The following is a 22,429-nucleotide window of genomic DNA, read 5'->3' on the forward strand; positions in this document are numbered from 1 at the left end:
AGAATTACATTTTGAACTTACTAACTACGACTAAAGTCGAATCCCTGTTCTTGCAAACTTCCCGTAACAGCGGGATAACACGATTGATAAGGTGCGAAATATTGTTGATTACGTCAACAGTTTTTTTTAAACGCCTGTTTTCTCGCTGTGGTTAAGTTTATGTTTTTTATTGTTTTATTGGATTGGTATAAAAGCTCTACGCAGATGGTTATGCTCCTGCTTTTTCCCATCGGACAACGGCTAATTTGGGCTGTTACCCAGCCTCTCATTTCGTAACTTATTACGTAATAAAATTACAAATGCAAAAACAAATCCCGACCTTACTCCAGGCTTTGCCAAAACAGCTGTATAAAGTGCGTTTGAATGTGGCAATGAAGGTTTTGCTATTGCTAGGGCTGGTTGGTGAACGTGCGTTTTAAACTTGTGGTGGTGATGTGGGCTCTGTTGGCACCTGCGGCTGCAGTGATGGAAAGTGAAGCGCAATAACGTAGGTTTGTATCAGTTGTCGGGGGGAATGCCGGGGTGGGAGGGGGGAGAAGCTTCAGTCAATAATGCTGCCATCCTCGATGGAATTAGCAGTTTGTCGTTTTTTGCTGATTTCTCGCCAAGGGCGGGAAACGGAGGGCGTTGAACAGGCGATGCGCCGGGGATTGAGCGGCCATCTGGCCGGGCTCAATAGTCATCATCCGGTTCGGCAAGATCGATCACGTCGAGCTGGACGACCTGTTCATCTTCGTTTTCGGTATGGCAAGGGGTGTCGTGAGGAACGGAATAAAGCGCATTGGCGGGTGTGAGATCTGTGGTCTGGTGCATGCCTGGTCCTGTGTTGAACGCAAGCCGGACAGTGATCCCTTCACTGGTGTTTCCACCTCCCTGTTTTGTCTACCGGCGGAAAGTTGCGCATCTTAATGAGTTAGGCAAAAAGATTCAAGTGGTTCTGAGTGTTTTTTGTGCTTGATGGGCAGGCCGCGTCAGGAGGATAAATCGGAGGCAAAAAAATAGCCCAGTCGTTTGACTGGGCTATTCTCGGGGAAAATGGTCGGTGTGAGAGGATTCGAACCTCCGACCCTCTACACCCCATGCAGATGCGCTACCTGGCTGCGCTACACACCGACGGAGTCAGATTCGGCTGACGGGGAGGAAGTCTAATAGCATGGCTAAACGGGTGCAACTCCTTTTTTATCATAGAGATGCCGATTGCTTCTTTATTGCTCAGTCTGGATGCGGCTTGGGTCTGACGCGCAGATTTGGCATAATCGCCGCCCTGTCACCGCGAGCTATCATGCCAGCTATCTATGGAATTATCTGACAGGTGTGGATAGCGGGAATGCAAACAGCACAATTGAACAATATAAAGAGGGGATGGGCGTGAAACCATCAGAGGTCCCAGAGAGACCGAGTCAGACCGCGCAGGACGAACAGTGGATGCGCCATGCCATGGCATTGGCTGACCGCGCCGAAGGGATTGGCGAGATCCCGGTCGGTGCCGTGCTGGTGCTGGATGGTCAGGTGGTGGGCGAGGGGTGGAATCGCTCCATCAGCGAACACGATGCCTGTGCCCATGCCGAGGTGATGGCGATCCGGGCGGCGGGCAAGCAGCTGGCGAACTACCGGCTGCTCGATACCACTCTGTATGTGACGCTGGAGCCCTGCTGCATGTGTGCCGGTGCGCTGATCCATAGCCGGGTCAAGCGGGTGGTCTATGGCGCCCGGGATCTCAAGACCGGTGCCGCGGGGTCAGTGTTCGAGATCTTGCAGGACCCGCGCCACAACCACAGTGTCGAGCTGACCGGCAGCGTGCTGGCCGATGCCTGCTCGGCCCAGTTGTCGGCCTTCTTCAAGCGTCGCCGTGCCGAGAAAAAGGCAGCCAAACAGGCGCTGCAACAATCAAACGATACCCTTTCCTGAATCAATCGGGGGCAGCGCAGGCTGCCCTTGCTGATTGCCTTTATAAATATCACTTTATAAACAATGTGTTGTGATCGCCTTCCTTCGACATAATCCCCGCGTTTTTTTCCGCTAACAACCGCTGTTAAAGCGGTTCCGATGTAACAAAACTGTCATGCAACCGCCATATAATGCCGCGAAGCCTAGCTTACATTGAGGTCTTGCATGTCATCGGAATCGTTAAACCTGGTCATGGCGGGCAGTAGAAAACGCCGGATCAAGGATAAATTGGCCAAATATGGCGTCACCACAGGCGGAGCCCTGGTACTGGTGGCGCTGTTGCTTATCTTCTTTTATCTGCTCTATGTGGTGAAACCCATCTTCAATGGCGCCTCCATGGAGCCGACCGCCTCGTTTACCCTGCCTGCCGCAGGAAAGACCGCCTGGCTCGGCGTGGAAGAGCAGAACGAGATCGGCTATCGCTTCAGCGATAAAGGGCAGGTCAACTTCTTTGCGGTGCAGGGAGATGACAAGATCAAGGTCGGCCAGTCACTGGGTCAGGCCCAGGTTGCCGGTGACATCACCACGGTGGCGACCCCGGCACCGGGCCAGCGACTGATCGCCTACGGCTTTGCCGATGGCAAGGCGCAGGTGGTCCAGCCGGCGTTCAAGGTCTCCTATCCCAACGATGTGCGGGTGATTGAACCCAGCCTGCAATATCCCTTCGGCGAAGAGCCGGTGGTGATCGACCCGCAAGGGAAGGCGCTGCAGCTGATGGTGTTCGAAGCCACCAAGGACAAGATGGCGACCGCCGCCGTGACCGAAGATGGTCGTGGCGTGATGACGGTGATGAGCGGTGAGGAGAACTTCCTCTCCGGCGAGATTGAGTGGAGCAGTGAAAACTACACGATTCCCTCTCTGCCGCGCCATGTGGATCAGATGTTGCTGACCCCCAACCTGCGCATTCTGTTCGTGCGCGAGGGCAATCGCCTCTCCGTTTATGACATTCATAACCTGAGCGAAATCTCCCTGCGCAACGTGCTGGAGATCAATGCCTCCAACGCCAATGTGACCCGTGTTCAGCTGCTCTCCGGTGCCTCTTCGCTGCTGGTCGGCAATGACAACGGCGTCATCTCCCAGTGGTTCGAAGTGGCGAAGGATGGCAAGCGCCAGTTCACCCAAATTCGTGACTTCAAGGGTGATGGCGCGGTGGATCTGCTGACTCCCGAGCACTTTCGCAAAGGCTTCATCAGTGCCGACAAGGACGGCATCATCAGCTTCTTCCACGCCACCGGCGAGACCAAGCTGCTGACCGAGACGGTAGAAGGGGGCGAACTCTCTGCCCTGGCCATCTCCCCTCGTCACAACCTGTTGCTGATGCAGCAAGGGAATACCTTCAAGCTGTTCTCGGTGGAGAACGAACACCCCGAAGTGACCTGGTCTGCCCTCTGGCAACAGGTGTGGTACGAAGGGTATCCGGAGCCCCAGTATGTGTGGCAATCCACCTCTGCCAGCAACGACTTTGAAGCCAAGCTGAGTCTGGTGCCGCTGGTATTCGGTACGCTGAAAGCCTCTTTCTACGCCATGGTGTTTGCGGTGCCGCTCGGCGTGGCCGGTGCCATCTATACCGCCTACTTCATGTCGGCGGGGCTGCGCAAATACGTCAAGCCGACGGTCGAGATTATGGCGGCGCTGCCGACCGTTATCCTGGGCTTCCTGGCGGGTCTGTGGCTGGCGCCCATCATCGAGGGGGCGCTGCCCGGGGTGATCCTGCTGCTGGTGCTGCTGCCGATGGGGATGCTGCTGACTGCGCTTATCTGGAACTATCTGCCGGAGCGCGGCAAGTCCTGGCTGCCGGAGGGGTGGCACGCCATCCTGCTGATCCCGGTGCTGCTGCTGATTGGCTGGGGTGCCTTCGCCCTGAGCCCGCTCATCGAGAATGCCTTTATGCACGGCGATTCGCGCATCTGGCTGACTCACGAAATGGGCATCAAGTTTGACCAGCGCAACTCGTTGGTGGTCGGTATCGCCATGGGCTTTGCGGTCATCCCCACCATCTTCTCCATCGCTGAAGATGCGGTCTTCTCGGTGCCCAAGCACCTGACCCAGGGCTCGCTGGCGCTGGGGGCCACCCCGTGGCAGACCCTGAGCCGGGTGGTGATCCTCACCGCCAGCCCTGGCATCTTCTCGGCGGTGATGATGGGCCTTGGCCGCGCCGTGGGCGAGACCATGATCGTACTGATGGCAACCGGCAACACCCCCATCATGGACTTCTCCATGTTCCAGGGGCTGCGTACCCTCGCCGCCAACATCGCGGTGGAGATGCCGGAATCGGAAGTGGGCAGCTCCCACTATCGGGTGCTGTTCCTCGCCGCCTTCGTCCTGTTTGTGTTCACCTTTATGTTCAACACCCTGGCCGAGTTTGTCCGTCAGCGGTTGCGTGAAAAATACAGCTCGATGTAAGGGGCGACTCTGTAATGGACAAGGAATCGACAATGGGTAAGTGGTTTAAATCAGGGGCCCCCTGGATCTGGATGACCGGCGGCGCCGTCAGCCTGAGTCTGGTGGCGGTACTGGGTCTGCTGCTGCTGATCGGCTGGCGTGGTCTGGTCTACTTCTGGCCGCACCCCATCTATGAGTGGCAGCTGGAAGACGCGAGTGGCAACAAGAGCGTACTGATCGGCGAAATCAACGATCGCGAGCAGGTTCCGGTGGAGCGACTGCGCGCCGCAGGTCTGCCGCTGGAAGGGGAAGAGCGTGAGCTGCTGACCCGCTATCTGGTCAAGACCGGCAACCGCGAGTTCGTTGACCTCGATTTTCGCTGGGTGCTGGAGACGGACATCAAGTCCCAGAGCCAGCCAGCCGAGCTGGCCATGGTTGAGCGTGCCACTAACGGCAACTTCTATGGCTATATCGTCGGGGTGAAAGAGGATGGCCGCGAGCTCACCTCGGATCTGCATCCTGCTCTGCAGCGGGTGCTGGCGCGAGCCAATGCCCTCTCCGAACAGGCCAACGATCTGCAAAAAGGGGACATCGGCAGCATCAACTATCAACTGGAGCGGCTCCGCCTGAAAGAGCGCAAGGCCGAGCTGGATGACAAGCTGACCGATCAGCTCAAAGCCGAACTGGCCAGCGAGCGTCAGGCCCTCAACGATCGTTATCAGGTGCTGGAAAAAGAGCTCTTCTCCCTGCGTGCCCAGGCGGACAGAGACAGCATCACGGTCAAGGATATGCGTGGCGAGTTGGTGACCATGCCGATGTCCAAGGTACTGGATGTGGTATGGCCCAACGACATGAGCCTGCTGGCCAAAGTGGGCCACTGGTTCCACCAGATCGGCAAGTTCGTCTCTGACGATCCCCGTGAAGCCAACACCGAGGGCGGGGTGTTCCCGGCCATCTTCGGCACTGTGTTCATGGTGTTCCTGATGGCGATCATCGTGACCCCGCTGGGGGTGGTGGCGGCGGTTTACCTGCACGAGTATGCGGGCAAGAACAGCCTGACCAAGATCATTCGCATCGCGGTGATCAACCTGGCGGGTGTGCCCTCCATCGTTTATGGCGTGTTTGGTCTGGGCTTTTTCGTCTACACGCTGGGTGGCTCGCTGGACCAGCTGTTCTACCCGGAGGCGCTGCCGAGCCCGACCTTTGGCTCACCCGGCGTGATCTGGTCGGCGCTGACCCTGGCCATCCTGACCCTGCCGGTGGTGATCGTCTCCACCGAAGAGGGGCTGGCGCGGATCCCGAGCACCATCCGTCAGGGCTCGCTGGCACTGGGGGCGACCCAGGCCGAGACCCTGTGGCGCATCGTGTTGCCCATGGCGAGCCCGGCTATCATGACCGGCCTTATTCTGGCGATTGCCCGTGCGGCCGGTGAAGTGGCGCCGCTGATGCTGGTGGGGGTGGTGAAGCTTGCTCCAACGTTGCCGATGGATGGCAACTTCCCGTACCTGCATGTGGAGCGCAAGTTCATGCACCTGGGCTTCCACATCTATGACGTCGGCTTCCAGAGCCCCAACGTCGAGGCGGCCCGCCCGCTGGTCTACGCCACCTCCTTCCTGCTGGTGACGGTGATCGTGGGGCTGAATCTGACCGCTATCGGTATTCGTAACCACTTGCGCGAGAAATTCCGGTCGCTGGAGCATTAATCCGGCGTCCTTGAGACAAGATCGAGAGAACAGATGTGCGGCCAGGAGAGTGCCGCCATCTGTCAGCAGCAATCATGGCAGTCGCTGGCAAGAGTCCGGTTACTCCAGACTGATTTTGAGGTAACAGATGATCAACGTAACGACCACGTCTACCCAGCACACCGCGCTGGACCTGCTCAACCTGAGCCCGGAGCAGACCGCGCTGGAGGTTAAGGATCTCAACCTGTACTACGGCAGCAAGCAGGCGCTGTTCAACGTAAACATGAAGATCCCCAAAGGGCAGGTGACCGCCTTTATCGGCCCGTCAGGCTGTGGCAAATCGACCCTGCTGCGCTGCATCAACCGGATGAACGATCTGGTGGAGATCTGTCGCATCGAAGGGGAAATTCAGCTGCACGGCCACAACATCTATGACAAGAGCGTCGATGTCTCCGCCCTGCGTCGTCAGGTGGGCATGGTGTTCCAGCGCCCGAACCCGTTCCCCAAGTCCATCTACGAGAACGTGGTCTATGGTCTGCGCCTGCAGGGGATCAACGATCGTCGCACTCTGGATGAAGCGGCCGAGCGCTCCCTGCGCGGTGCGGCCCTGTGGGACGAGGTGAAGGATCGTCTGCATGACAACGCCTTCGGTCTCTCCGGTGGTCAGCAGCAGCGTCTGGTGATTGCCCGCGCCATCGCCATCGAGCCGGAAGTGTTGCTGCTCGATGAACCGACCTCGGCGCTCGACCCCATCTCCACCCTCACCATCGAGGAGCTGATCAACGAGCTCAAGAGCCAGTTCACCGTGGTGATCGTCACCCACAACATGCAGCAGGCGGCGCGGGTGTCGGATCAGACCGCCTTCATGTACATGGGCGAGCTTATCGAGTACTCGGATACCAACACCATCTTCACCACCCCGGCCAAGAAGAAGACCGAAGACTACATTACCGGTCGTTACGGCTAAGGAGAGGAAAGGATGAACCTCAGCAAACAGATTGGCAGTCGGTTCCACGACTAGGGCATACTCGGAGCATCAAGGATTATTTGTATGGACAATATGAACCTCAATAAACACATCTCCGGTCAGTTCAATGCCGAGCTAGAGAGCGTGCGCAATCAGGTGCTGGTGATGGGCGGTCTGGTGGAGCAGCAGCTCACCGACGCCATCGCGGCGATCCACGATCAGGATCTCGATGCAGCGCGCAAGATCGTGGCCAACGACCACAAGGTCAACGCCATGGAAGTGGCGATCGACGAGGAGTGCACTCGCATCATCGCCAAGCGTCAGCCGACAGCGTCCGACCTGCGACTGGTGATGGCGATCATCAAGACCATCACCGATCTGGAGCGCATTGGCGACGTGGCCGACAAGATCGCCCGCATGCTGACCGACAACGCCAACAAGCCGCAGCCGCCGCTGGTGTCGCTGGAGAACATGGGCCGTCGCACCATCAAGATGCTGCACGATGTGCTCGACGCCTTCGCCCGCATGGATCTGGATGCAGCGCTGGCGGTCTACAAGGAAGATGACAAGGTAGACCGTGAGTACGAGTCCATCATCCGCGAGCTGATGACCTACATGATGGAAGATCCCCGCACCATCCCCCAGGTCCTCAACGTGTTGTGGGCGGCGCGTGCCATCGAGCGGGTCGGCGATCGCTGCCAGCACATCTGCGAGTACATCGTCTACTACGTGAAAGGCAAGGATGTGCGCCACACCAAGGCGGACGATCTGGGCTCCCTGCTGGGCAAGGGCTGACCGGAAGTGAATAAAAAGGCGCGTGAAGCGCCTTTTTTGTTGCATAACTGGTCGGAGTAAGATAAAGCCCCCAACTGGCTGTTTTCTGATAGAATACGTCCCCTGTGTGAGTCCCGGATGGACTCACGGTCCGGTCTCCCGGGCCCAGTTTGCCGTCTTGTGCTAAGGCGGGTGTAGCAATAGGTTCATCATGAGTTTTGCCGATAGTTTGTTCTTTTTAATGCTGCTGGTAGGCGGCAGTGTGTTTTTCTCCCTCTCCGAGATCTCTCTCGCCGCGTCTCGCAAAATCAAGTTGCAGGTGATGGCGGATGAAGGCAATCGCCAGGCCGAAAAGGTGCTGGCCCTGCAGGCCCAGCCGGGTAACTTTTTCACCGTGGTGCAGATTGGCCTCAATACCGTCGCCATTCTGGGCGGTATCCTGGGTGAGTCTGCCCTCAACCCCGCCATCAAGGAGATTGTCTCCCAGTTCTACCAGGGCCCCTGGCTTGGCGAGATCAGCTCCGGTGCCTCCTTCGTGTTCGTCACCGGCATGTTTATCCTGATCGCCGACCTGATGCCCAAGCGTCTGGCCATGACCATGCCCGAGCAGATTGCCGTGGTGGTGGTGCGCCCCATGCTCTTCTTCGTCACCGTGCTGATGCCGCTGGTGTGGGTCTTCAACGGGTTGGCCAACTCCCTGTTCCGCCTGCTGCGCGTCTCCACGGTGCGCAACGACGAGATCACCTCCGACGATATCTATGCGGTGATGGATGCAGGCGCTGAGGCCGGCGTTATCCAGCGCGAGGAGCATCAGCTCATCGAGAACGTGTTCGAGCTGCAATCCCTTGGCGTTACCTCCGCCATGACGGCCCGCGAGAGCCTGATCTACTTCACCCTGCAAGAGAGTGAAGAGAGCATCAAGGCGAAGATCGCCGAGCACCCTCACAACAAGTTTCTGGTCTGTGACCACAACCTCGACAGCATCAAGGGCTTCGTCGATGCCAAAGAGCTGCTGATCCGCGTCATCAGTGGCCAAAGCATCGATCTCATCGGCGGCAATCTGGTGCAGAACGTCATCATCATCCCCGATACCCTGAACCTCTATGAGGCGATGGAGTACTTCAAAAATCATCGTGGCGACTTTGCCGTGGTGATGAACGAGTACGCGCTGGTGGTGGGGATCGTCACCATGAACGACCTGATGAGTACCGTGATGGGCGAGTGGGCGACTCACGTGGTGGAAGAGCAGATCGTCCAGCGTGACGAGAACTCCTGGCTGGTGGACGGGGTGACCCCTATCTCCGACGTGATGCGCGCCTTCGATATCGAAGAGTTCCCCGAGAACCAGAACTACGAGACCATTGCCGGCTTCATCATGTATATGCTGCGCAAGATCCCCAAGCGCACCGACTCGGTCAAATACGCCGGTTACAAGTTCGAAGTGGTCGATATCGACAGTTACAAGATCGATCAGCTGCTGGTTACCCGGGTCGAACCGGTGGTGGCCGAAAAGCCAGTTCAGGAATCGTAAAAGGAGCGACATAGAGTCATGAAGATGCAGTCTCATTCCCGTGCGCTGGCCTGTGTCGCGCTCGCCCTGGCACTGGGTGCCTGTAGCCAGAGTGCGCCGCGCAAAGCCACGGTGGCTGCCAAGCCGGCAGCTCCCAAGCCCGCCGTGGTCGTGCCGCAGCCGGATCCCGATGCGGTGGTGCAAAGCGGCATGGCAGAGCCGAGCCCAGTTTTTGATGAGCAGTACCACGGCCCGGATCAAGGATCGCTGGAGTCGGTGACCGCCCTGTTTGCCCGTGGCTACATCGAGTCCGCCATGCGCGAGACCATGCTGGCGGCGGTGCACAACGACTATCCGCTGCTCGGCATGCGGGATGTGCGGTTGACCGATCCGGTCTCCAAATTCCTCACCTCCAGCCATGCGGCCACCACGGCTCATGACTACCTCTATGCAGGCGTACAGCGTCGCCTCGGTCGTCCGCTCAGCCCTGCCCAGTGGGAGCAGATCTGGCGTGGCTTGCCGCAGCAGGGTCGGGTCTCCGACTGGGTCAAACAGATCAAGCGAGTGCTGGCAGGGCGTTAAGCCGCCAGCGGATCAAGATAGTGATGAGGCCACCTTCGGGTGGCCTCTTGCATTTCTGCATTTGCCTTGCCGGTCGCATGCTGATTTCTGCTGATACTGATTGCCGCCCGTGGCGCTTTGTTTTATCTTGTTTTGGCCATCTAGGCATCTATATGTTTTTATGGCTGTATAATAAAAGGGCTTCCCAGGATGAAGCCGGACGATCTGCAGCGATTCGACGCGAAACCGCAGATCAACAAAACAAACAGATAAATACGCACATAAACAACGCACATAACAAAGAGACACGACAGATGGAAACCAGGGAATTGTGGGTGCTGGATGGGGGCATGGGGCGCGAGCTGGCACGGCGGGGGGCACCGTTTCGTCAGCCCGAGTGGTCGGCGCTGGCCTTGATGGAGGCGCCCGAGACGGTGCGTGAGGTGCATCAGGCCTATGTGGCGAGCGGGGCCAGGGTCATCACCACCAACAGCTATGCGCTGGTGCCGTTTCATATCGGCGATGAGCGCTTCTTTGCCGACGGGGAGGGGCTGGCAGCCCTGGCTGGTCAACTGGCCCGCGAGGTGGCTGACGATCAGCATGGCGCCGTGCAGGTGGCGGGTTCGCTGCCGCCGCTCTTTGGCTCTTACCGTGCCGATCTGTTCAAGGCGGACAGGGTGAGCGAGCTTGCCACGCCGCTTATCCGGGCGCTGTCACCTTATGTGGATATCTGGCTGGCGGAGACCATGAGCCTGATTGCCGAGCCGCTGGCCATCCGGGCCCTGTTGCCCAAGGACGGCAAGCCGTTCTGGGTCTCCTTCACCCTGGAAGATGAGGCGCCGGGCAACGAGCCGCGACTGCGTTCCGGCGAGCGGGTGGCCGATGCGGTGACCGCACTGGTGGCGGCCGGAGTCGATGCCATCCTGTTCAACTGCTGTCAGCCCGAAGTGATTGAGGCCGCGTTGACGGTGGCCGGTGACAGGTTGCAGGCAGTGGGCCGTGCTGACATTCGCCTCGGTGCCTATGCCAACGCCTTCCCGCCGCAACCCAAGGAGGCCACCGCCAACGATGGGCTGGACGAGATCCGCGCCGATCTGGGGCCGCAGGATTATCTCGGCTGGGCCGAGCACTGGCGCGCAGCCGGCGCCAATCTGATCGGCGGCTGCTGCGGTATCGGCCCCGAGCATATTCAGGCGTTGAGCAGCCGGTTGCGCTAAGGAGCACCCATGAAAGAGAGCAAGATTGGGCTCTGGTCCCTCACCGCGCTGGTGTTCAGCTCCATGGTGGGGGCGGGGATTTTCAGCCTGCCCCAGAACATGGCCGAGGTAGCCGGCGCGCGCGCCGTGCTGATCGGCTGGGGCGTGACGGGGGTGGGCATCCTGGCGCTCGCCATGAGTTTTCTCTATCTGTCACGACTCAGACCGGATCTCGACGGCGGCATCTACAGCTACGCCCGCGCCGGGTTTGGCGATCTGGTGGGCTTCTTCTCCGCCTGGGGCTATTGGCTCTGCGCCACCATCGGCGTGGTGGGCTATCTGGTGATCGCCTTTGCGGCGCTGGGCAGCTTCGTCGATACCCCGGAACAGATCTGGTTTGGTGACGGCAATACCCTGGCGGCCTTCATCGGCGAGTCCTGCATTCTCTGGGCGGTGCACCTGCTGGTGGCCCGTGGTGTGCAGCAGGCGGCGTTGTTCAATCTGGTGGCGACCCTGGCCAAGAGCCTGCCGCTGCTGCTGTTTATCCTGTTCGCCTGCTACTGGTTCGACCCGGTTACCTTCGCGGCGGAGCAGCAGGGCAGCACCTTGGCGGTGCCGGTCTCCGAGCAGGTGCGCAACACCATGCTGATCACCCTCTGGGTCTTTACCGGCATCGAGGGGGCTGCGGTGCTGTCGGCCCGCGCCAGAAACCGGCGGGATGTGGGCACGGCCACCGTGCTGGGGGTGGTATTGGCCCTGCTGCTCTATGTGCTTATCTCGGTGTTGGCGCTGGGGATATTGAGTCGCCCCGAACTGGCTGCCCTGCCCAACCCCTCCATGGCAGGGCTGATGGCCCAGATGACCGGATCCTGGGGCAAGCTGCTGATCAGCGTCGGCCTGATCGTCTCGGTGCTCGCCTCTTACGTGAGCTGGACCCTGTTCTCGGCCGAGGTGCCGTTCAGCGCGGCCCGTCACGGTGCATTTCCTGCCATCTTTCGGCGCCAGAACCGCAACGGCACCCCCATCGCCTCGCTCTGGCTCACCAGCCTGACTGTGCAGACATGCCTGCTGCTGGTGTGGCTGCTCGGCAAGGGCTACACCAGCCTGCTGCTTATCTCCACCTCGATGATCCTGGTGCCCTACCTGCTGATCGGTCTGTTTTTGCTCAAGCTCTCGTTCAGCAGGAAGGGGGAGGGCGGGCAGGGCCGCAGCCTGATGCGGGCGGTAGCACTGGTATCGAGCGGTTACGGCTTCTGGCTGCTCTATGCCGCCGGGGTGGAGTATTTGCTGCTCTCCTTGCTGCTCTACGGGCCGGGCTTGCTGCTGTTTCTCTACAGCCGCCGTCAGCTGGGCACAGATCTTTGCCTGAGTGGCCGCGAGCGGCTGTTGGCCGGAGTGACCTTGCTGAGCCTGATCCCCGCCGTCTGGTCGTTCGCCCATCTCTGATATCGAAGATATGACTGACCATAAAAGAGAGCGCCATTGTGGCGCTCTCTTGTTATCAGTGACTGGTTATCAGGGACTTGCTATTCGGACTTTGTTATTTGGGGCGAGGGCTCAACGGCTGGCTGGCCCGGCCGGTTTGCCAAACAGCACCGCGAGCTTTTGTCGCCAGGGCAGGCCTCGGGCGTCGCGCAGCATATCGCGCCATTCGTGGAAGGTGAGGGTTAGCGGGTTGAAGCTGTGGATCGGTTTGGTGATGCCAAAGCGACACGGCTCGGCCGGGTCCTCTTCGACAAAGGTGCCGAACAGCCGATCCCAGATGATTAGCACCCCGGCAAAGTTGCGGTCTATGTACTTGGCATTGCTGGCGTGGTGCACCCTGTGGTGGGAGGGGGTGTTGAAGACCCACTCAAGCCAGCCGAGTTTGCCCACCACCTGGGTGTGGACGAAGAATTGAAAGCCCAGGCTGAGCAGCACGGTGGCGACTACTGCCTCGGGCGGGAAGCCGATGACAATCATCGGGATCCAGAACAGCCACATGCCGGAGACCGGATACATCAGGCTCTGGCGAAAGGCGGTGGAGAGATTTAGCCGTTCCGAGCTGTGATGCACCACATGGGACGCCCACAACCAGCGCACATGGTGGCTGGTGAAGTGGAACAGCCAGTAGCAGAGATCCTGCAACAGGAACAGCAGCAGCACGCTCCAGAGGTTCAGCTCGATATCGAACAGCCGCCAGCCCCAGAGGGTGTCATACAGATAAGCGATGGCGATGGCCGCCAGCGCATCGCCTCCCTGATGCATCAGTGCCAGCGCGGCATTGGCGAACAAGTCTCGCCACTGGTAGGTGGCTGTGGGGAAGGCGGCGCCATGTTTGCGCAGGTAGGCCATCTCCCAGCCGATAAAAGCCAGAAAGAGGGGGGATAGGTAGAGCAGGAGCAGTTGCACATCCATGAGCAGATATCCATTCAGAGCAATTGCTCTCCAGCATAAAGGATGAAAGCAATATTTCATTAACATTTTCGAGCCTCTTGCCCGATGGCTCTGGCGAGTTTGCAGTGAGGCCGCAATTCAATCCGATGGATGGTGACCGCTGACTATGCTTGATGCAGATTGAGCGTCAGAGGATTGGTTAATGCGTATCTGTGTTTATCTGTTGCTGGGATTCTGCCTGCTGGCGCAGGCCAAAACCCGGGTGGAGATAGTGGCGGATGCCAGCTATCCCCCCTACTCCTGGCAGGAGGGAAAAGAGGTGCGGGGGATCTATGCCGATATCATCCGTGAGGTGACTTCCGCCATGCCCGACTATGAGGTAGTGCTCAAACCGATGCCATGGCGGCGCGGTCTGAGCATGGTGGAGCAGGGCAGCGCATTTGCCATTTTCCCTCCCTACTATATGCCGGATACTCGCCCCTATATCTGGCCCTACTCCCAGCCGCTACTCGACGAAGAGCTGGTAGTGATGTGCGGCGTCAGTGTTGCTGCCAATACCCCGCAGGCAAGGTTTCCGCTTGACTATCAAGGTTTGCGCTTTGGTATGAACGCCGGTTTTGCCGTCGGCGGCGATGCCTTCTGGCTGGCGGTGAAGGAGAAGAAAATCGATGTGGAGGAGGTGAAGAGCAACCGGGAGAACCTGCTCAAGATTGTGCGGGGGCGGGTGGATTGCACTATCAACGATCGCCTCTCTCTGCTCTATGAACTGCTCGCCATGATCAAGGGGGATCAGCTGGCGGTGACCGATATCTCGTTGCTCAAACAGGGGCCCGTGCTCAGCCGGGAACAGGGTTTTCTCGGTTACAGTCGCAAGGGGGATTTTCCCTACAAGGAGGGCTTTATCGAGCAGTTTGACAAGGGGCTCTATCAGCTCAAAAAGCGCGACGGGATCAAGCCCATCGTCGAGCGCTATTTGGGAAAGTCCCCGCGCTGAGCCGGTAACTGCGGGAGCGGCTTCAGCAGCGAGTAGTGTTGTGTCATCCGATCCGCAAAGAAAAAGAGAGAGGAACCATGGTTCCTCTCTCTTTTTTAACTGACCATTTTAACTGGCTGTGAGTCTGCGTTTACAGCACCTGGCTCAGGAACTGGCGCAGGCGCGGGGAGGGGGGATTGTCGAAAAAATCCGTTGGCTTCTCATCCACCAGCAGTTCGCCACTCTCCATAAAGAGCACCCGATCCGCCACTTCGCGGGCAAAGCCCATCTCGTGGGTCACCACCACCATGGTCATCCCCTCGCGGGCCAGCCCCTTCATCACATCCAGCACTTCGCCCACCATCTCCGGGTCCAGCGCACTGGTGGGCTCGTCAAACAGCATGATGCGTGGCTGCATGGCGAGCGCCCGGGCGATCGCCACCCGCTGCTGCTGACCACCGGAGAGCTGGGACGGGTAGCTGGCCGCTTTCACCGACAGTCCCACTTTCAGCAGCAGCGCCTTGGCCCTGTCTTCGGCATCACGGCGTGACAGGCCGCGCACCTTCTGCGGGGCGAGAGTGATGTTGTCCAGCACCGTCAGGTGGGGGAAGAGGTTGAAGGACTGGAACACCATGCCCACCTCTTCCCGCAGTTTGTTGACATCGCCCGGCTCGGTCAGGCAGATGCCGTCGACTACTATGTTGCCGTCGTTGATGGTCTCCAGCTGGTTAAGGGTGCGCAGGAAGGTCGATTTGCCCGAGCCACTGGGGCCGACGATCACCACCACTTCCCCTTCGGCCACCTGGGTGCTGACGTTTTTCAGCGCGTGTACCTCGGTGCCGTAGAACTTCTCTACTCCAGTCGCTTTGATGATGGGATCAGTTGCGGTACGCATATTTCGCCTCCAGAAGACGAATCGGGAAGGCGAATGGGGTGCCGGCAGCACTTATCGGCGCCTGTTGCACCTTGATGATGGGATCAGTTGCTGCGCGCATATTTCACCTCGAGACGGCGTACCAGGAAAGAGAGGGTACCGGTGAGCACCAGATAGAGCAGGGCCACGGTAAACCACACCTCGAACGGGCTGAAGGTGGAGCTGACCACCTCGCGCCCCGCCTTGGTCAGATCGGTGATGGAGATGACCGAGACCAGTGAGGAGTCCTTGATCAGGTTGATGAACTGGCCTGCCAGCGGCGGCAGCACCCGCTTGAACGCCTGCGGCAGAATGACGTAGCGCATGGTCTGAGCCGAGGTCATACCCAGGCTGCGACCCGCCTCCATCTGCCCCTTGTGGATGGAGCTGATACCGGCGCGGACGATCTCCGCCACATAGGCGCCGGTAAAGACCGCCAGCGCGGCGACCCCGGCGGTGAAGCGATCGAGGTTCAGCACGGTGCCGATAAAGAAGTAGACGATAAAGATCTGCACCAGCAGCGGCGTGCCGCGGATGAGCTCGACGTAGGTGACCGCCAGATTGCGCAGGGCGGGATTGGGGGAGAGACGTGCCAGCCCGGCCAGCGTACCGAGCAGGATGGCGAAGATGCCCGCCACCAGCGAGAGCTTGACGGTGACCCAGACCCCCCAGGCGATGGGGCCTGCGGTCCAGCTCAGCTGGGTATCGAGGGTATCGCCACGAAAAATGGTATCCCCTTCGGCGACTTGTACGCCGGTGCTGGCGATGGCTTGCCGCACATTGGGATCGAGATCGTCTTGCAGGAACAGCTTGCCCTTCTCGGCCTCGCTGGTACCCGCCATCACGGTGCCGTCAAATTCGGCCAGATTCTTCTGTTCTGCCTGATAGGCGATGTATTGGGGAATGCGTTCCCAGCGCCAGGTGTAATCCACGGACTGGACAGCCTTGTAGATGCCGAATACGGCAACCAGCAGCATCAGCAGGAAGACGCCCTGCCAGAGTAGCTGATTGGGCTGTTTTTCCATCTGTCTTGTCGGTTTGGGTGTGTGCACAGTCACAACCTCTTCTCGTTATTGTGTGGGGAGCTGCGTGGTGCAGGGGCGGCAATGCGCCGCCCCCCGGAGGTTATTTGAGCTGGTTCAGCCAGGTATTGGATTCGAACCACTTCTTGTAGAGACGGTCATAGCTGCCATCGCCCTTGATCTGGCGCAGGTAGTTGTTAAACCAGTTGAGGGTGTCCTGATCCCCTTTGCGGATGGCCCAGGCCAGTGGCTCGAAGGTGAACGGCTTGTCGAGGTGCACCACGGCGCCCTGATTCTGGGAGGCGAAGATGGCGTTGTAGGGCAGGTCATAGACGAAGGCATCGACCTTGCCGTTGATCACTTCCAGCTTGGCGTCATCCTGGGTTTCAAACTGCAGCAGGGTGGCTTTCGGGATCAGGCGCTTGACCGCCTGCTCGCCGGTGGTGCCGAGCTTGACCGCGATCTTGTACTTGGGATCGTTGAGATCGGTGAAGGATTTGATTTCGCCTGCCTTCTCTTTGCGCAGCACGATGGTCTGGCCGACCACGATGTAAGGATCGGCGAAGTTGACCCGCAGGTTGCGCTGGGGAGTGACGGTCATGCCGCCCATGATGACGTCGAACTTGTTGGTCAAGAGCGCCGGAATGATGCCATCCCAGGCGGTGTTGACGAACTCGACCTTCACGCCCATCTCTTTGGCGACCATCTTGGCGAGATCCACGTCAAAGCCGATGTATTGGCCCTGCTTGTTGGTCATCTCGAAGGGTTGATAGCCCGCATCGAAGCCAACCCGCAGCACGCCGCGTTCGAGCACGGCATCCAGGGTGGACGTGGGGGCTGGGGTCGGGGCCGCCGTGGCGATCCCGCAAAACAGCAGGGTAGAAAGAATCAGTTTTTTGATCATAAGTGACGTCTCTGTCGGTGGTGTGTTCGGCCTTGAACCTGATCCCGTGCGACTCCGTGGCACAAGAGACTGCTGCATCCGGCAACAGGCAAGACAGGATGAATGTCTTGAGCGGGACAAAAGCCCCATATGAGATGCTATGAATAGTGGTTGAGTGAAAAATGTACCAAAAACAGATTGTGTCAGAAGACTCAACAGGTTAGAGACATTTATTGCTCATGGCTTCATTCATAAAATCACACGAAAACAACATATCTATCTAATGGGGTGGGTTCAAGCCCAAATTGTGCCCAAGACATTTTGTTACATAGCGAGGGGCTCGCATGTGGCTTTTGTCGGGGGGATCTCATCAGTGGGTATGCATCGAGCCTGTGGTGACGGAATGGTGAGAGTGATCCAGCAGCGCGAAAAACCGGCGAACAGGATGTTTTTATTGTGAAAACAGTCAGGTCCCTCTGGGTCTAGGCAAACGCTTCTCATATACTCAGTTACCCTCTCTGTATGGCTTTGGTATGGACGCCTCACTACTGCTCAAGCTGGATATTTTTACCTTGATGATCATGGCCTTGTGTGGCTATTGTCTCGGTTTCCTCACGCTCACCATCATTCGCGTGACTCACCACGATATTCCCGGCGTCGGGGTCTGGTGGTGGTCCAGCCTGTTTGCCATGCTGGGTCAGGCGGGATTCGCCAGTCTGCTGCTGACCCCCACGCCTTATGGCTCCTGGGTTGGCAATGTCTTCCTGATTTTTCATGTGTTGTTGCTGCTGGTCGCCCAGCGCTGTTTCTTCCGTCAACCGCCCGGCTGGCGCGCCTGCTGGGGCTTCATCCTGCTGTTTGCCGCCATCATGACCTGGTCGGTCGCCATCGATGGCCGGATTGCGGTGCGGGTGATGATCAGCAGCGCTACCTTCCTCGTGCTCAGTACGCTCATCATCTGGCAGCTCTGGCGCCACGGCCGTCCCGATTATCAGGTGGCGGTCTGGGTGCTGATTGGCCTCAATCTGGCACTGATTGCCATGACCCTGATGCGGATATGTGCCGTTTGGGGCGAGGTGATCGAAAGCCCGTTCCAGCGTCAGTTGTTCAACGTGTTGCCCTATGTCTCCATGCTGGTGGGCAGCTCCATGCTCACCTTCGGGGTGCTGCTGCTCTGCAACCAGCACCGGGCGCTGGAGCTGCGCTATCAGGCCAGCCATGACCCGCTGACCGGGTTGTTCAATCGTCGCGGTTTTATGGAACGTCTGGCCCGGGGACGGCCTGCACAGCAGGGGGCTCTGGTGGTGCTCGATCTGGATGACTTCAAGCAGGTCAACGATCGGCATGGTCATGAGGTGGGCGATCGGGTGCTGGAGCGGGTCGGGCTGGCGCTGCGCGAGCTGGAGGGGGTGTTGGCCGGTCGCTTTGGGGGCGAGGAGTTTGTGTTGCTGTTTCGCCATGCCACCGCAGACGAGGCGATCGCCCGTTGCCAGTCACTGCTGGTTCAGCTTGCGGCCAGCGAGGTGGAGGGGATCCATATTACCGTCAGCATGGGGGTCGCCCACTGGCAGGGAGAGTGGCATTTCGACCACCTGTTCCGGCGCGCGGACGACGCCCTCTATCGGGCCAAACGGGAAGGGAAGAACCGGGTCTGTCAGGCGGCCTGAGGCAGTGATAGGTTCAGGGATAAAGGCAGGGCGCGGTGATCCGCGCCCTGCCTGCTTCCGCTTGCCTGATCTGGCTTGCCAGATGCCAGCCGCTACTCTGCATTCGCTTGAGCGGTTCTGGGGGCCTGCGCCTTGAGGAAGGGGAGCAGCAGCAGGGCCGAGACGCCCGCCGCCACCGAGATCACCACGAAGAAGCCGTTCCAGTGCCAGATCTCCATCACCTTGGCCAGCGGATAGCCCGACAGCGCCGCCCCCATGTAGGCAAACAGGCCGACGAAGCCGGTGGCTGCCCCCGCCGCGTTTTTGTGGGAGCACTCCGCCGCCGCCATGCCGATCAGCATCTGCGGGCCAAACACGAAGAAACCGATGGTAAAGAAGCAGGCCGCCTGCATCACATAGCTGAAGAAGGGCATCAGCCAGAGCGATCCCACCGCCAGCAATATTCCCACCGCAAAGATCAGGTTCATCGGGCCACGGTTGCCGTTGAACAGCTTGTCCGATCCCCAACCCGCAACCAGAGCACCGATAAAGCCTCCCACCTCGAACATGGAGATGGCCGAGTTGGCACTCATCAGATTGAAGCCGCGCTGCTCGGTCATGTAGAGATTGCCCCAGTCATTGATGGCGGTACGCACCACATAGACCAGCACGTAACAGCAGGCGAGCAGCCAGATGTAGGGGTTGCCGAGCACATATTTGCGCAGGATCTGGCGGTGGGAGAGCCCCGCATCCTGGGTCTGCTGGGCCAGCTCCATGGCGTCCTTGCGCCACTCGCCCACCGTGGGCAGCCCCATGGCGCTCGGGGTATCCCGCAGCCGCCAGCAGAGGAACAACCCCGCAAGGATGGCGATAAGACCGGGCACTATCATGCCGTAGCGCCAGCCATGTTGCAGAGCAATGGTGCTGACGATGAGAGGGATGAGCGCCCCGCCGACGTTGTGGGCGGTGTTCCAGGCTGACCACCAGACCCCGCGCTCGGTGCGCGAATACCAGCTGGTGAGCAGCTTGGAGCAGGGGGGCCAGCCCCAGCCCTGAAAGAAGGCGTTGGCGACCCAGAGGGCGGCAAACATCCAGAGTGCCGACGAGAGGCCGAACAGAATATTGATGACGCCGGTGGCCATCAAGCCAATCCCCATGAAGTAGCGCGGGTTGGCGCGGTCGCTGATGATGCCGGAGAAGAACTTGGAGCAGCCGTAGGTGATGTAGAACAGGGTCCAGAGCATGCCAATGTCGGACTTGTCCAGCATGCCGCTCGCCAGCATGTCCGGCATGGCGAAGTTGAAGCTCTTGCGGGTGAAGTAGAAGACCGCGTAGCCCAGATACATGGTCAGCAGCAGATGCAGCCGCCAGTGGCGATAGGTAGCGTCGATCTCGGCCTGATCCCGGATAAGCGGTTGCGGCGGCGCGCTTCTCATAAAACTCAGCACAGGCTGGCCCTCCGGTAGTGATTAGCCATGACTCTCCTCCCGTCTGCGACTGGGCAGGTTGACCGTCAGCTGGGTGCCGTGGATGCAGGAGAGTTGCAGACTGCCCCCGAGCGCCTGTACCCGCTCGCGAATGCCGAGCAGGCCATAGCCCTGTTGCGGGCGACTCTGTGGCAGGCCGCGGCCATCATCTTCCAGCACCAGTTGCAACTGCTCGCCGCTGGCCCGGGCGCGAATGGTGACCGAGTGGGCATTGGCATGTTTGACCACGTTGTTGAGCCCCTCCTGACAGACCCGAAACAGGGTGACCCGCTGGGCATCGGAGAGATCCCCATCCGCCAGCTGCCACTCCAGCCGGGTGACGATGCCGTGACGCTCCAGCTCCAGCTCCCGCAGCAGACTGCGTACCGCCTGCTCCAGGGTCATGTCGTCGAGCTGGCGCGGGCGCAGGCGGCCGAGCAGGCCACGTACCGCGTCGTAGATCCCGAGCGACAGGGTGTCGATCAGGGCGCTGCTCTGACCTACTCCCGCATTGTCGGGGGCTAGGCGGCGCACAATACCGGCCTGGGTGCGAATGGCGGTGATGGTCTGGCCGATATCGTCGTGCAGCTCGCGCGCCACCTCCTTGCGGATGCTCTCCTCGGTCTCCAGCAGCCGCTCGGTGAGTTGGCGATTGTGGGCGAGCTGGCGGGTCAGCGCCTGATTGAGTTCGCGCTGGCGCTGGATCCCCGCACCGAGCAGCAGGCCGGTGAGGCTCTGGGCCAGCAGGGAGAGCAGCAGGTCGAGGGGGTGATCATGCCAGGCCTGACTGGCCAGCAGGGCGATGGTGTTCATCAGGGTGGCGAGCAGCGCCCCCTGCCAGCCGTAGCGCCACGCCATGGCGATGATGGGGATGGCGAGACAAAACGGGGTGAAGCGCACCAGCGAGTTGGGCAATCCCAGTTGCAGCCAGAGGCTCAGCACGAACAGCAGCAGATACCAGACCAGATGGCGAAAGCGCCAGTCCACCGGCTGATCCACCAGTGCCGGGCCGAGCGGCACCCAGGTGGCGCGGGTGAGGTAGTGCCAGATCAGCATGCAGGTGGAGGTGAGGGTCAGACCGCCGGTCAGACTGAGCAGCAGGGCCGAGAGGCCATCTTCCCCCGCCAGATGCCAGAGCAGGGCTTGCAGCAGCGCCGCCGCCGTGACGGTAGCGAGCAGCAGCAACAGTTGCTGCCAGTCGTTGCGCACCTGCTGGCGACGGGCAATCAGTAGCGGCAGCAGGGTCAGCAGACTGCCCGCGACCAGCCACGGCCAGTGGGGTAGCCCCACCTCCTGATTGAGCCAGTAGAGCAGCAGCCCTTCGCACAGTAATAGTGGCGGCCAGTAGTGGCCGGGACTTTGCAGCAGCAGGCCGAGGCGCAGCCCGAAGGGGAACAGCAGCACCGCCAGCGCCGGGCCACCCGCCAGATGCAGGCTGATGCTCCAGAGGCAAAACCAGCCGGCGGCAAAGATGAAGCAGGCCGCCAGCGCGATGGCGACATAGCTGGCAAAACGGGAGATCACCAGCTATCCAGCATGCGGTGGGCCAGCTCGACGTTGTTGCTGACCTTGAGCTTGTCCATCAGGTTGGCGCGATGGACGTGAACCGTCTTGGGGGAGAGGCCAAGCTGCTCGGCGATGGCCTTCACCTCCAGCCCCTGTGCCAGCAACTGGGCAATCTCCCGCTCCCGATTGGTGAGGGGATCCCGGCTGCTGCTGGCCAGCTTCTGGGCGATGTCCGGCGTCAGATAACACCCCCCCTGGGCGGCGGTGCGCACGGCGGCGATCAGCTCGTCCGGGCTGCAACGCTTGGAGAGAAATCCCTTGGCACCGGTCTGCAGTGCCTGCTCGATAAGTGCCGGGCTGTCGTGCACCGAGAGCATCACCACCGCCAGACCGGAGGGGAGCTGCTTGAGCAGATCCAGCCCCGATTGGTCGGGCATCGAGATGTCGCAGACGCAGACCCGCGCCCCGCTGCCGGGCAGACCGGCAAGGGCGTCGCTGGCGGAGCCGAATTCGGCGACCACCTGCAGATCGGGCTCCAGATTAAGCAGTTGGGCAAAACCGGATCGGACGATCTGGTGATCGTCGATGAGGGCAATTTTTATCATGATGTCAGCCTGAAATTCGG

Annotated in this window: 19 protein-coding genes and 1 tRNA gene; 11 read left to right on the forward strand and 9 right to left on the reverse strand. The window is 59.8% G+C overall.

Annotated features, from left to right (window positions below; all coding sequences use genetic code 11):
- Positions 1-672: 672 nt before the first annotated feature.
- Together I6G90_RS02405 and I6G90_RS02410 are read right to left on the reverse strand one after the other, a co-directional pair.
- The gene (locus tag I6G90_RS02405) at positions 673-813 is read right to left on the reverse strand and encodes a hypothetical protein (RefSeq protein ID WP_162851501.1); all 141 of its coding nucleotides are present in this window, start codon (positions 811-813) and stop codon (positions 673-675) included.
- Positions 814-1,036: 223 nt separating this feature from the next.
- Positions 1,037-1,113: transfer RNA gene (locus I6G90_RS02410), tRNA-Pro, on the reverse strand.
- A 312-nt stretch (positions 1,114-1,425) separates the two neighbouring features.
- Here I6G90_RS02410 and tadA point away from each other — a divergent pair.
- The 9 genes from tadA to I6G90_RS02455 all read left to right on the forward strand — a co-directional run bounded on the left by tadA (position 1,426) and on the right by I6G90_RS02455 (position 12,465).
- A complete protein-coding gene (tadA, locus tag I6G90_RS02415) occupies positions 1,426-1,908 on the forward strand; it encodes a tRNA adenosine(34) deaminase TadA (RefSeq protein WP_232254401.1) in 483 nt (160 codons plus the stop codon).
- Between the two features lie 204 nt (positions 1,909-2,112).
- Positions 2,113-4,350: an ABC transporter permease subunit gene (locus tag I6G90_RS02420; protein ID WP_042655872.1), complete on the forward strand. Its 2,238-nt coding sequence runs from the start codon at positions 2,113-2,115 to the stop codon at positions 4,348-4,350.
- Between the two features lie 32 nt (positions 4,351-4,382).
- Positions 4,383-6,032 carry a phosphate ABC transporter permease PstA gene (pstA, locus tag I6G90_RS02425; RefSeq protein ID WP_042060396.1) on the forward strand — a complete coding sequence of 550 codons (1,650 nt, stop codon included), beginning with the start codon at positions 4,383-4,385 and terminating at the stop codon, positions 6,030-6,032.
- A gap of 127 nt (positions 6,033-6,159) precedes the next feature.
- Positions 6,160-6,978 (forward strand): phosphate ABC transporter ATP-binding protein PstB, encoded by an 819-nt coding sequence (gene pstB / locus I6G90_RS02430; RefSeq protein ID WP_033138278.1) that lies wholly within the window; start codon positions 6,160-6,162, stop codon positions 6,976-6,978.
- An 84-nt stretch (positions 6,979-7,062) separates the two neighbouring features.
- Positions 7,063-7,773, forward strand: a complete 711-nt coding sequence (gene phoU / locus I6G90_RS02435; RefSeq protein WP_042060395.1) for a phosphate signaling complex protein PhoU — start codon at positions 7,063-7,065, stop codon at positions 7,771-7,773.
- Positions 7,774-7,963: 190 nt separating this feature from the next.
- Positions 7,964-9,283 (forward strand): hemolysin family protein, encoded by a 1,320-nt coding sequence (locus tag I6G90_RS02440; RefSeq protein WP_042060394.1) that lies wholly within the window; start codon positions 7,964-7,966, stop codon positions 9,281-9,283.
- 18 nt (positions 9,284-9,301) lie between these two features.
- Positions 9,302-9,844 carry a hypothetical protein gene (locus I6G90_RS02445; RefSeq protein ID WP_042655870.1) on the forward strand — a complete coding sequence of 181 codons (543 nt, stop codon included), beginning with the start codon at positions 9,302-9,304 and terminating at the stop codon, positions 9,842-9,844.
- Positions 9,845-10,137: 293 nt separating this feature from the next.
- Positions 10,138-11,040, forward strand: coding sequence for a homocysteine S-methyltransferase family protein (locus tag I6G90_RS02450; RefSeq protein ID WP_197929585.1), 903 nt, complete (start codon positions 10,138-10,140; stop codon positions 11,038-11,040).
- Positions 11,041-11,049: 9 nt separating this feature from the next.
- On the forward strand, positions 11,050-12,465 hold the full coding sequence (locus tag I6G90_RS02455; RefSeq protein WP_197929586.1) for a basic amino acid/polyamine antiporter: 1,416 nt from the start codon (positions 11,050-11,052) through the stop codon (positions 12,463-12,465).
- Positions 12,466-12,576: 111 nt separating this feature from the next.
- Here the strand turns inward: I6G90_RS02455 and I6G90_RS02460 are convergent, their stop codons facing one another.
- Positions 12,577-13,416 (reverse strand): sterol desaturase family protein, encoded by an 840-nt coding sequence (locus I6G90_RS02460; protein ID WP_197929587.1) that lies wholly within the window; start codon positions 13,414-13,416, stop codon positions 12,577-12,579.
- A 181-nt stretch (positions 13,417-13,597) separates the two neighbouring features.
- Between I6G90_RS02460 and I6G90_RS02465 the strand changes: the two genes are divergently transcribed.
- Complete coding sequence (locus I6G90_RS02465; protein WP_197929589.1) at positions 13,598-14,389, forward strand: substrate-binding periplasmic protein; 792 nt, start codon at positions 13,598-13,600, stop codon at positions 14,387-14,389.
- A 130-nt stretch (positions 14,390-14,519) separates the two neighbouring features.
- Here I6G90_RS02465 and I6G90_RS02470 read toward each other — a convergent pair whose 3' ends face one another.
- The 3 genes from I6G90_RS02470 to I6G90_RS02480 all read right to left on the reverse strand — a co-directional run bounded on the left by I6G90_RS02470 (position 14,520) and on the right by I6G90_RS02480 (position 17,207).
- Entirely contained in the window at positions 14,520-15,263 is a 744-nt protein-coding gene (locus tag I6G90_RS02470; protein ID WP_197929591.1) for an amino acid ABC transporter ATP-binding protein, read from the reverse strand.
- An 83-nt stretch (positions 15,264-15,346) separates the two neighbouring features.
- On the reverse strand, positions 15,347-16,306 hold the full coding sequence (locus I6G90_RS02475; RefSeq protein ID WP_197929593.1) for an amino acid ABC transporter permease: 960 nt from the start codon (positions 16,304-16,306) through the stop codon (positions 15,347-15,349).
- Between the two features lie 100 nt (positions 16,307-16,406).
- Positions 16,407-17,207 carry a transporter substrate-binding domain-containing protein gene (locus I6G90_RS02480; protein ID WP_042060381.1) on the reverse strand — a complete coding sequence of 267 codons (801 nt, stop codon included), beginning with the start codon at positions 17,205-17,207 and terminating at the stop codon, positions 16,407-16,409.
- A gap of 512 nt (positions 17,208-17,719) precedes the next feature.
- Here I6G90_RS02480 and I6G90_RS02485 point away from each other — a divergent pair.
- Positions 17,720-18,853 carry a GGDEF domain-containing protein gene (locus I6G90_RS02485; RefSeq protein WP_197929595.1) on the forward strand — a complete coding sequence of 378 codons (1,134 nt, stop codon included), beginning with the start codon at positions 17,720-17,722 and terminating at the stop codon, positions 18,851-18,853.
- A 92-nt stretch (positions 18,854-18,945) separates the two neighbouring features.
- Here the strand turns inward: I6G90_RS02485 and uhpC are convergent, their stop codons facing one another.
- The 3 genes from uhpC to uhpA are packed head-to-tail and all read right to left on the reverse strand — an operon-like array spanning position 18,946 to position 22,409.
- Positions 18,946-20,280, reverse strand: coding sequence for an MFS transporter (gene uhpC, locus I6G90_RS02490; protein WP_197929596.1), 1,335 nt, complete (start codon positions 20,278-20,280; stop codon positions 18,946-18,948).
- Positions 20,281-20,301: 21 nt separating this feature from the next.
- Positions 20,302-21,822, reverse strand: a complete 1,521-nt coding sequence (gene uhpB / locus I6G90_RS02495; protein ID WP_197929598.1) for a signal transduction histidine-protein kinase/phosphatase UhpB — start codon at positions 21,820-21,822, stop codon at positions 20,302-20,304.
- Positions 21,819-22,409: a transcriptional regulator UhpA gene (gene uhpA / locus I6G90_RS02500; protein ID WP_005334071.1), complete on the reverse strand. Its 591-nt coding sequence runs from the start codon at positions 22,407-22,409 to the stop codon at positions 21,819-21,821. Before uhpA ends, uhpB begins: the two co-directional genes overlap by 4 nt.
- Between the last annotated feature and the right edge of the window lie 20 nt (positions 22,410-22,429).

The sequence above is a fragment of the Aeromonas allosaccharophila genome (assembly GCF_016026615.1).
Classification (GTDB): Bacteria; Pseudomonadota; Gammaproteobacteria; order Enterobacterales; family Aeromonadaceae; genus Aeromonas; species Aeromonas allosaccharophila.

Coding starts and splice junctions, on each gene's coding strand:
- tadA (WP_232254401.1), top strand. CDS start 1,426: ATGCGCCATGCCATGGCATTGGCTGACCGCGCCGAAGGGATTGGCGAG.
- I6G90_RS02450 (WP_197929585.1), top strand. CDS start 10,138: ATGGAAACCAGGGAATTGTGGGTGCTGGATGGGGGCATGGGGCGCGAG.
- I6G90_RS02485 (WP_197929595.1), top strand. CDS start 17,720: ATGGACGCCTCACTACTGCTCAAGCTGGATATTTTTACCTTGATGATC.
- I6G90_RS02405 (WP_162851501.1), bottom strand. CDS start 813: ATGCACCAGACCACAGATCTCACACCCGCCAATGCGCTTTATTCCGTT.
- I6G90_RS02470 (WP_197929591.1), bottom strand. CDS start 15,263: ATGCGTACCGCAACTGATCCCATCATCAAAGCGACTGGAGTAGAGAAG.
- I6G90_RS02480 (WP_042060381.1), bottom strand. CDS start 17,207: ATGATCAAAAAACTGATTCTTTCTACCCTGCTGTTTTGCGGGATCGCC.
- uhpA (WP_005334071.1), bottom strand. CDS start 22,409: ATGATAAAAATTGCCCTCATCGACGATCACCAGATCGTCCGATCCGGT.
- I6G90_RS02460 (WP_197929587.1), bottom strand. CDS start 13,416: ATGGATGTGCAACTGCTCCTGCTCTACCTATCCCCCCTCTTTCTGGCT.
- I6G90_RS02420 (WP_042655872.1), top strand. CDS start 2,113: ATGTCATCGGAATCGTTAAACCTGGTCATGGCGGGCAGTAGAAAACGC.
- I6G90_RS02440 (WP_042060394.1), top strand. CDS start 7,964: ATGAGTTTTGCCGATAGTTTGTTCTTTTTAATGCTGCTGGTAGGCGGC.
- phoU (WP_042060395.1), top strand. CDS start 7,063: ATGGACAATATGAACCTCAATAAACACATCTCCGGTCAGTTCAATGCC.
- pstB (WP_033138278.1), top strand. CDS start 6,160: ATGATCAACGTAACGACCACGTCTACCCAGCACACCGCGCTGGACCTG.
- I6G90_RS02465 (WP_197929589.1), top strand. CDS start 13,598: ATGCGTATCTGTGTTTATCTGTTGCTGGGATTCTGCCTGCTGGCGCAG.
- I6G90_RS02475 (WP_197929593.1), bottom strand. CDS start 16,306: ATGGAAAAACAGCCCAATCAGCTACTCTGGCAGGGCGTCTTCCTGCTG.
- I6G90_RS02445 (WP_042655870.1), top strand. CDS start 9,302: ATGAAGATGCAGTCTCATTCCCGTGCGCTGGCCTGTGTCGCGCTCGCC.
- I6G90_RS02455 (WP_197929586.1), top strand. CDS start 11,050: ATGAAAGAGAGCAAGATTGGGCTCTGGTCCCTCACCGCGCTGGTGTTC.
- pstA (WP_042060396.1), top strand. CDS start 4,383: ATGGGTAAGTGGTTTAAATCAGGGGCCCCCTGGATCTGGATGACCGGC.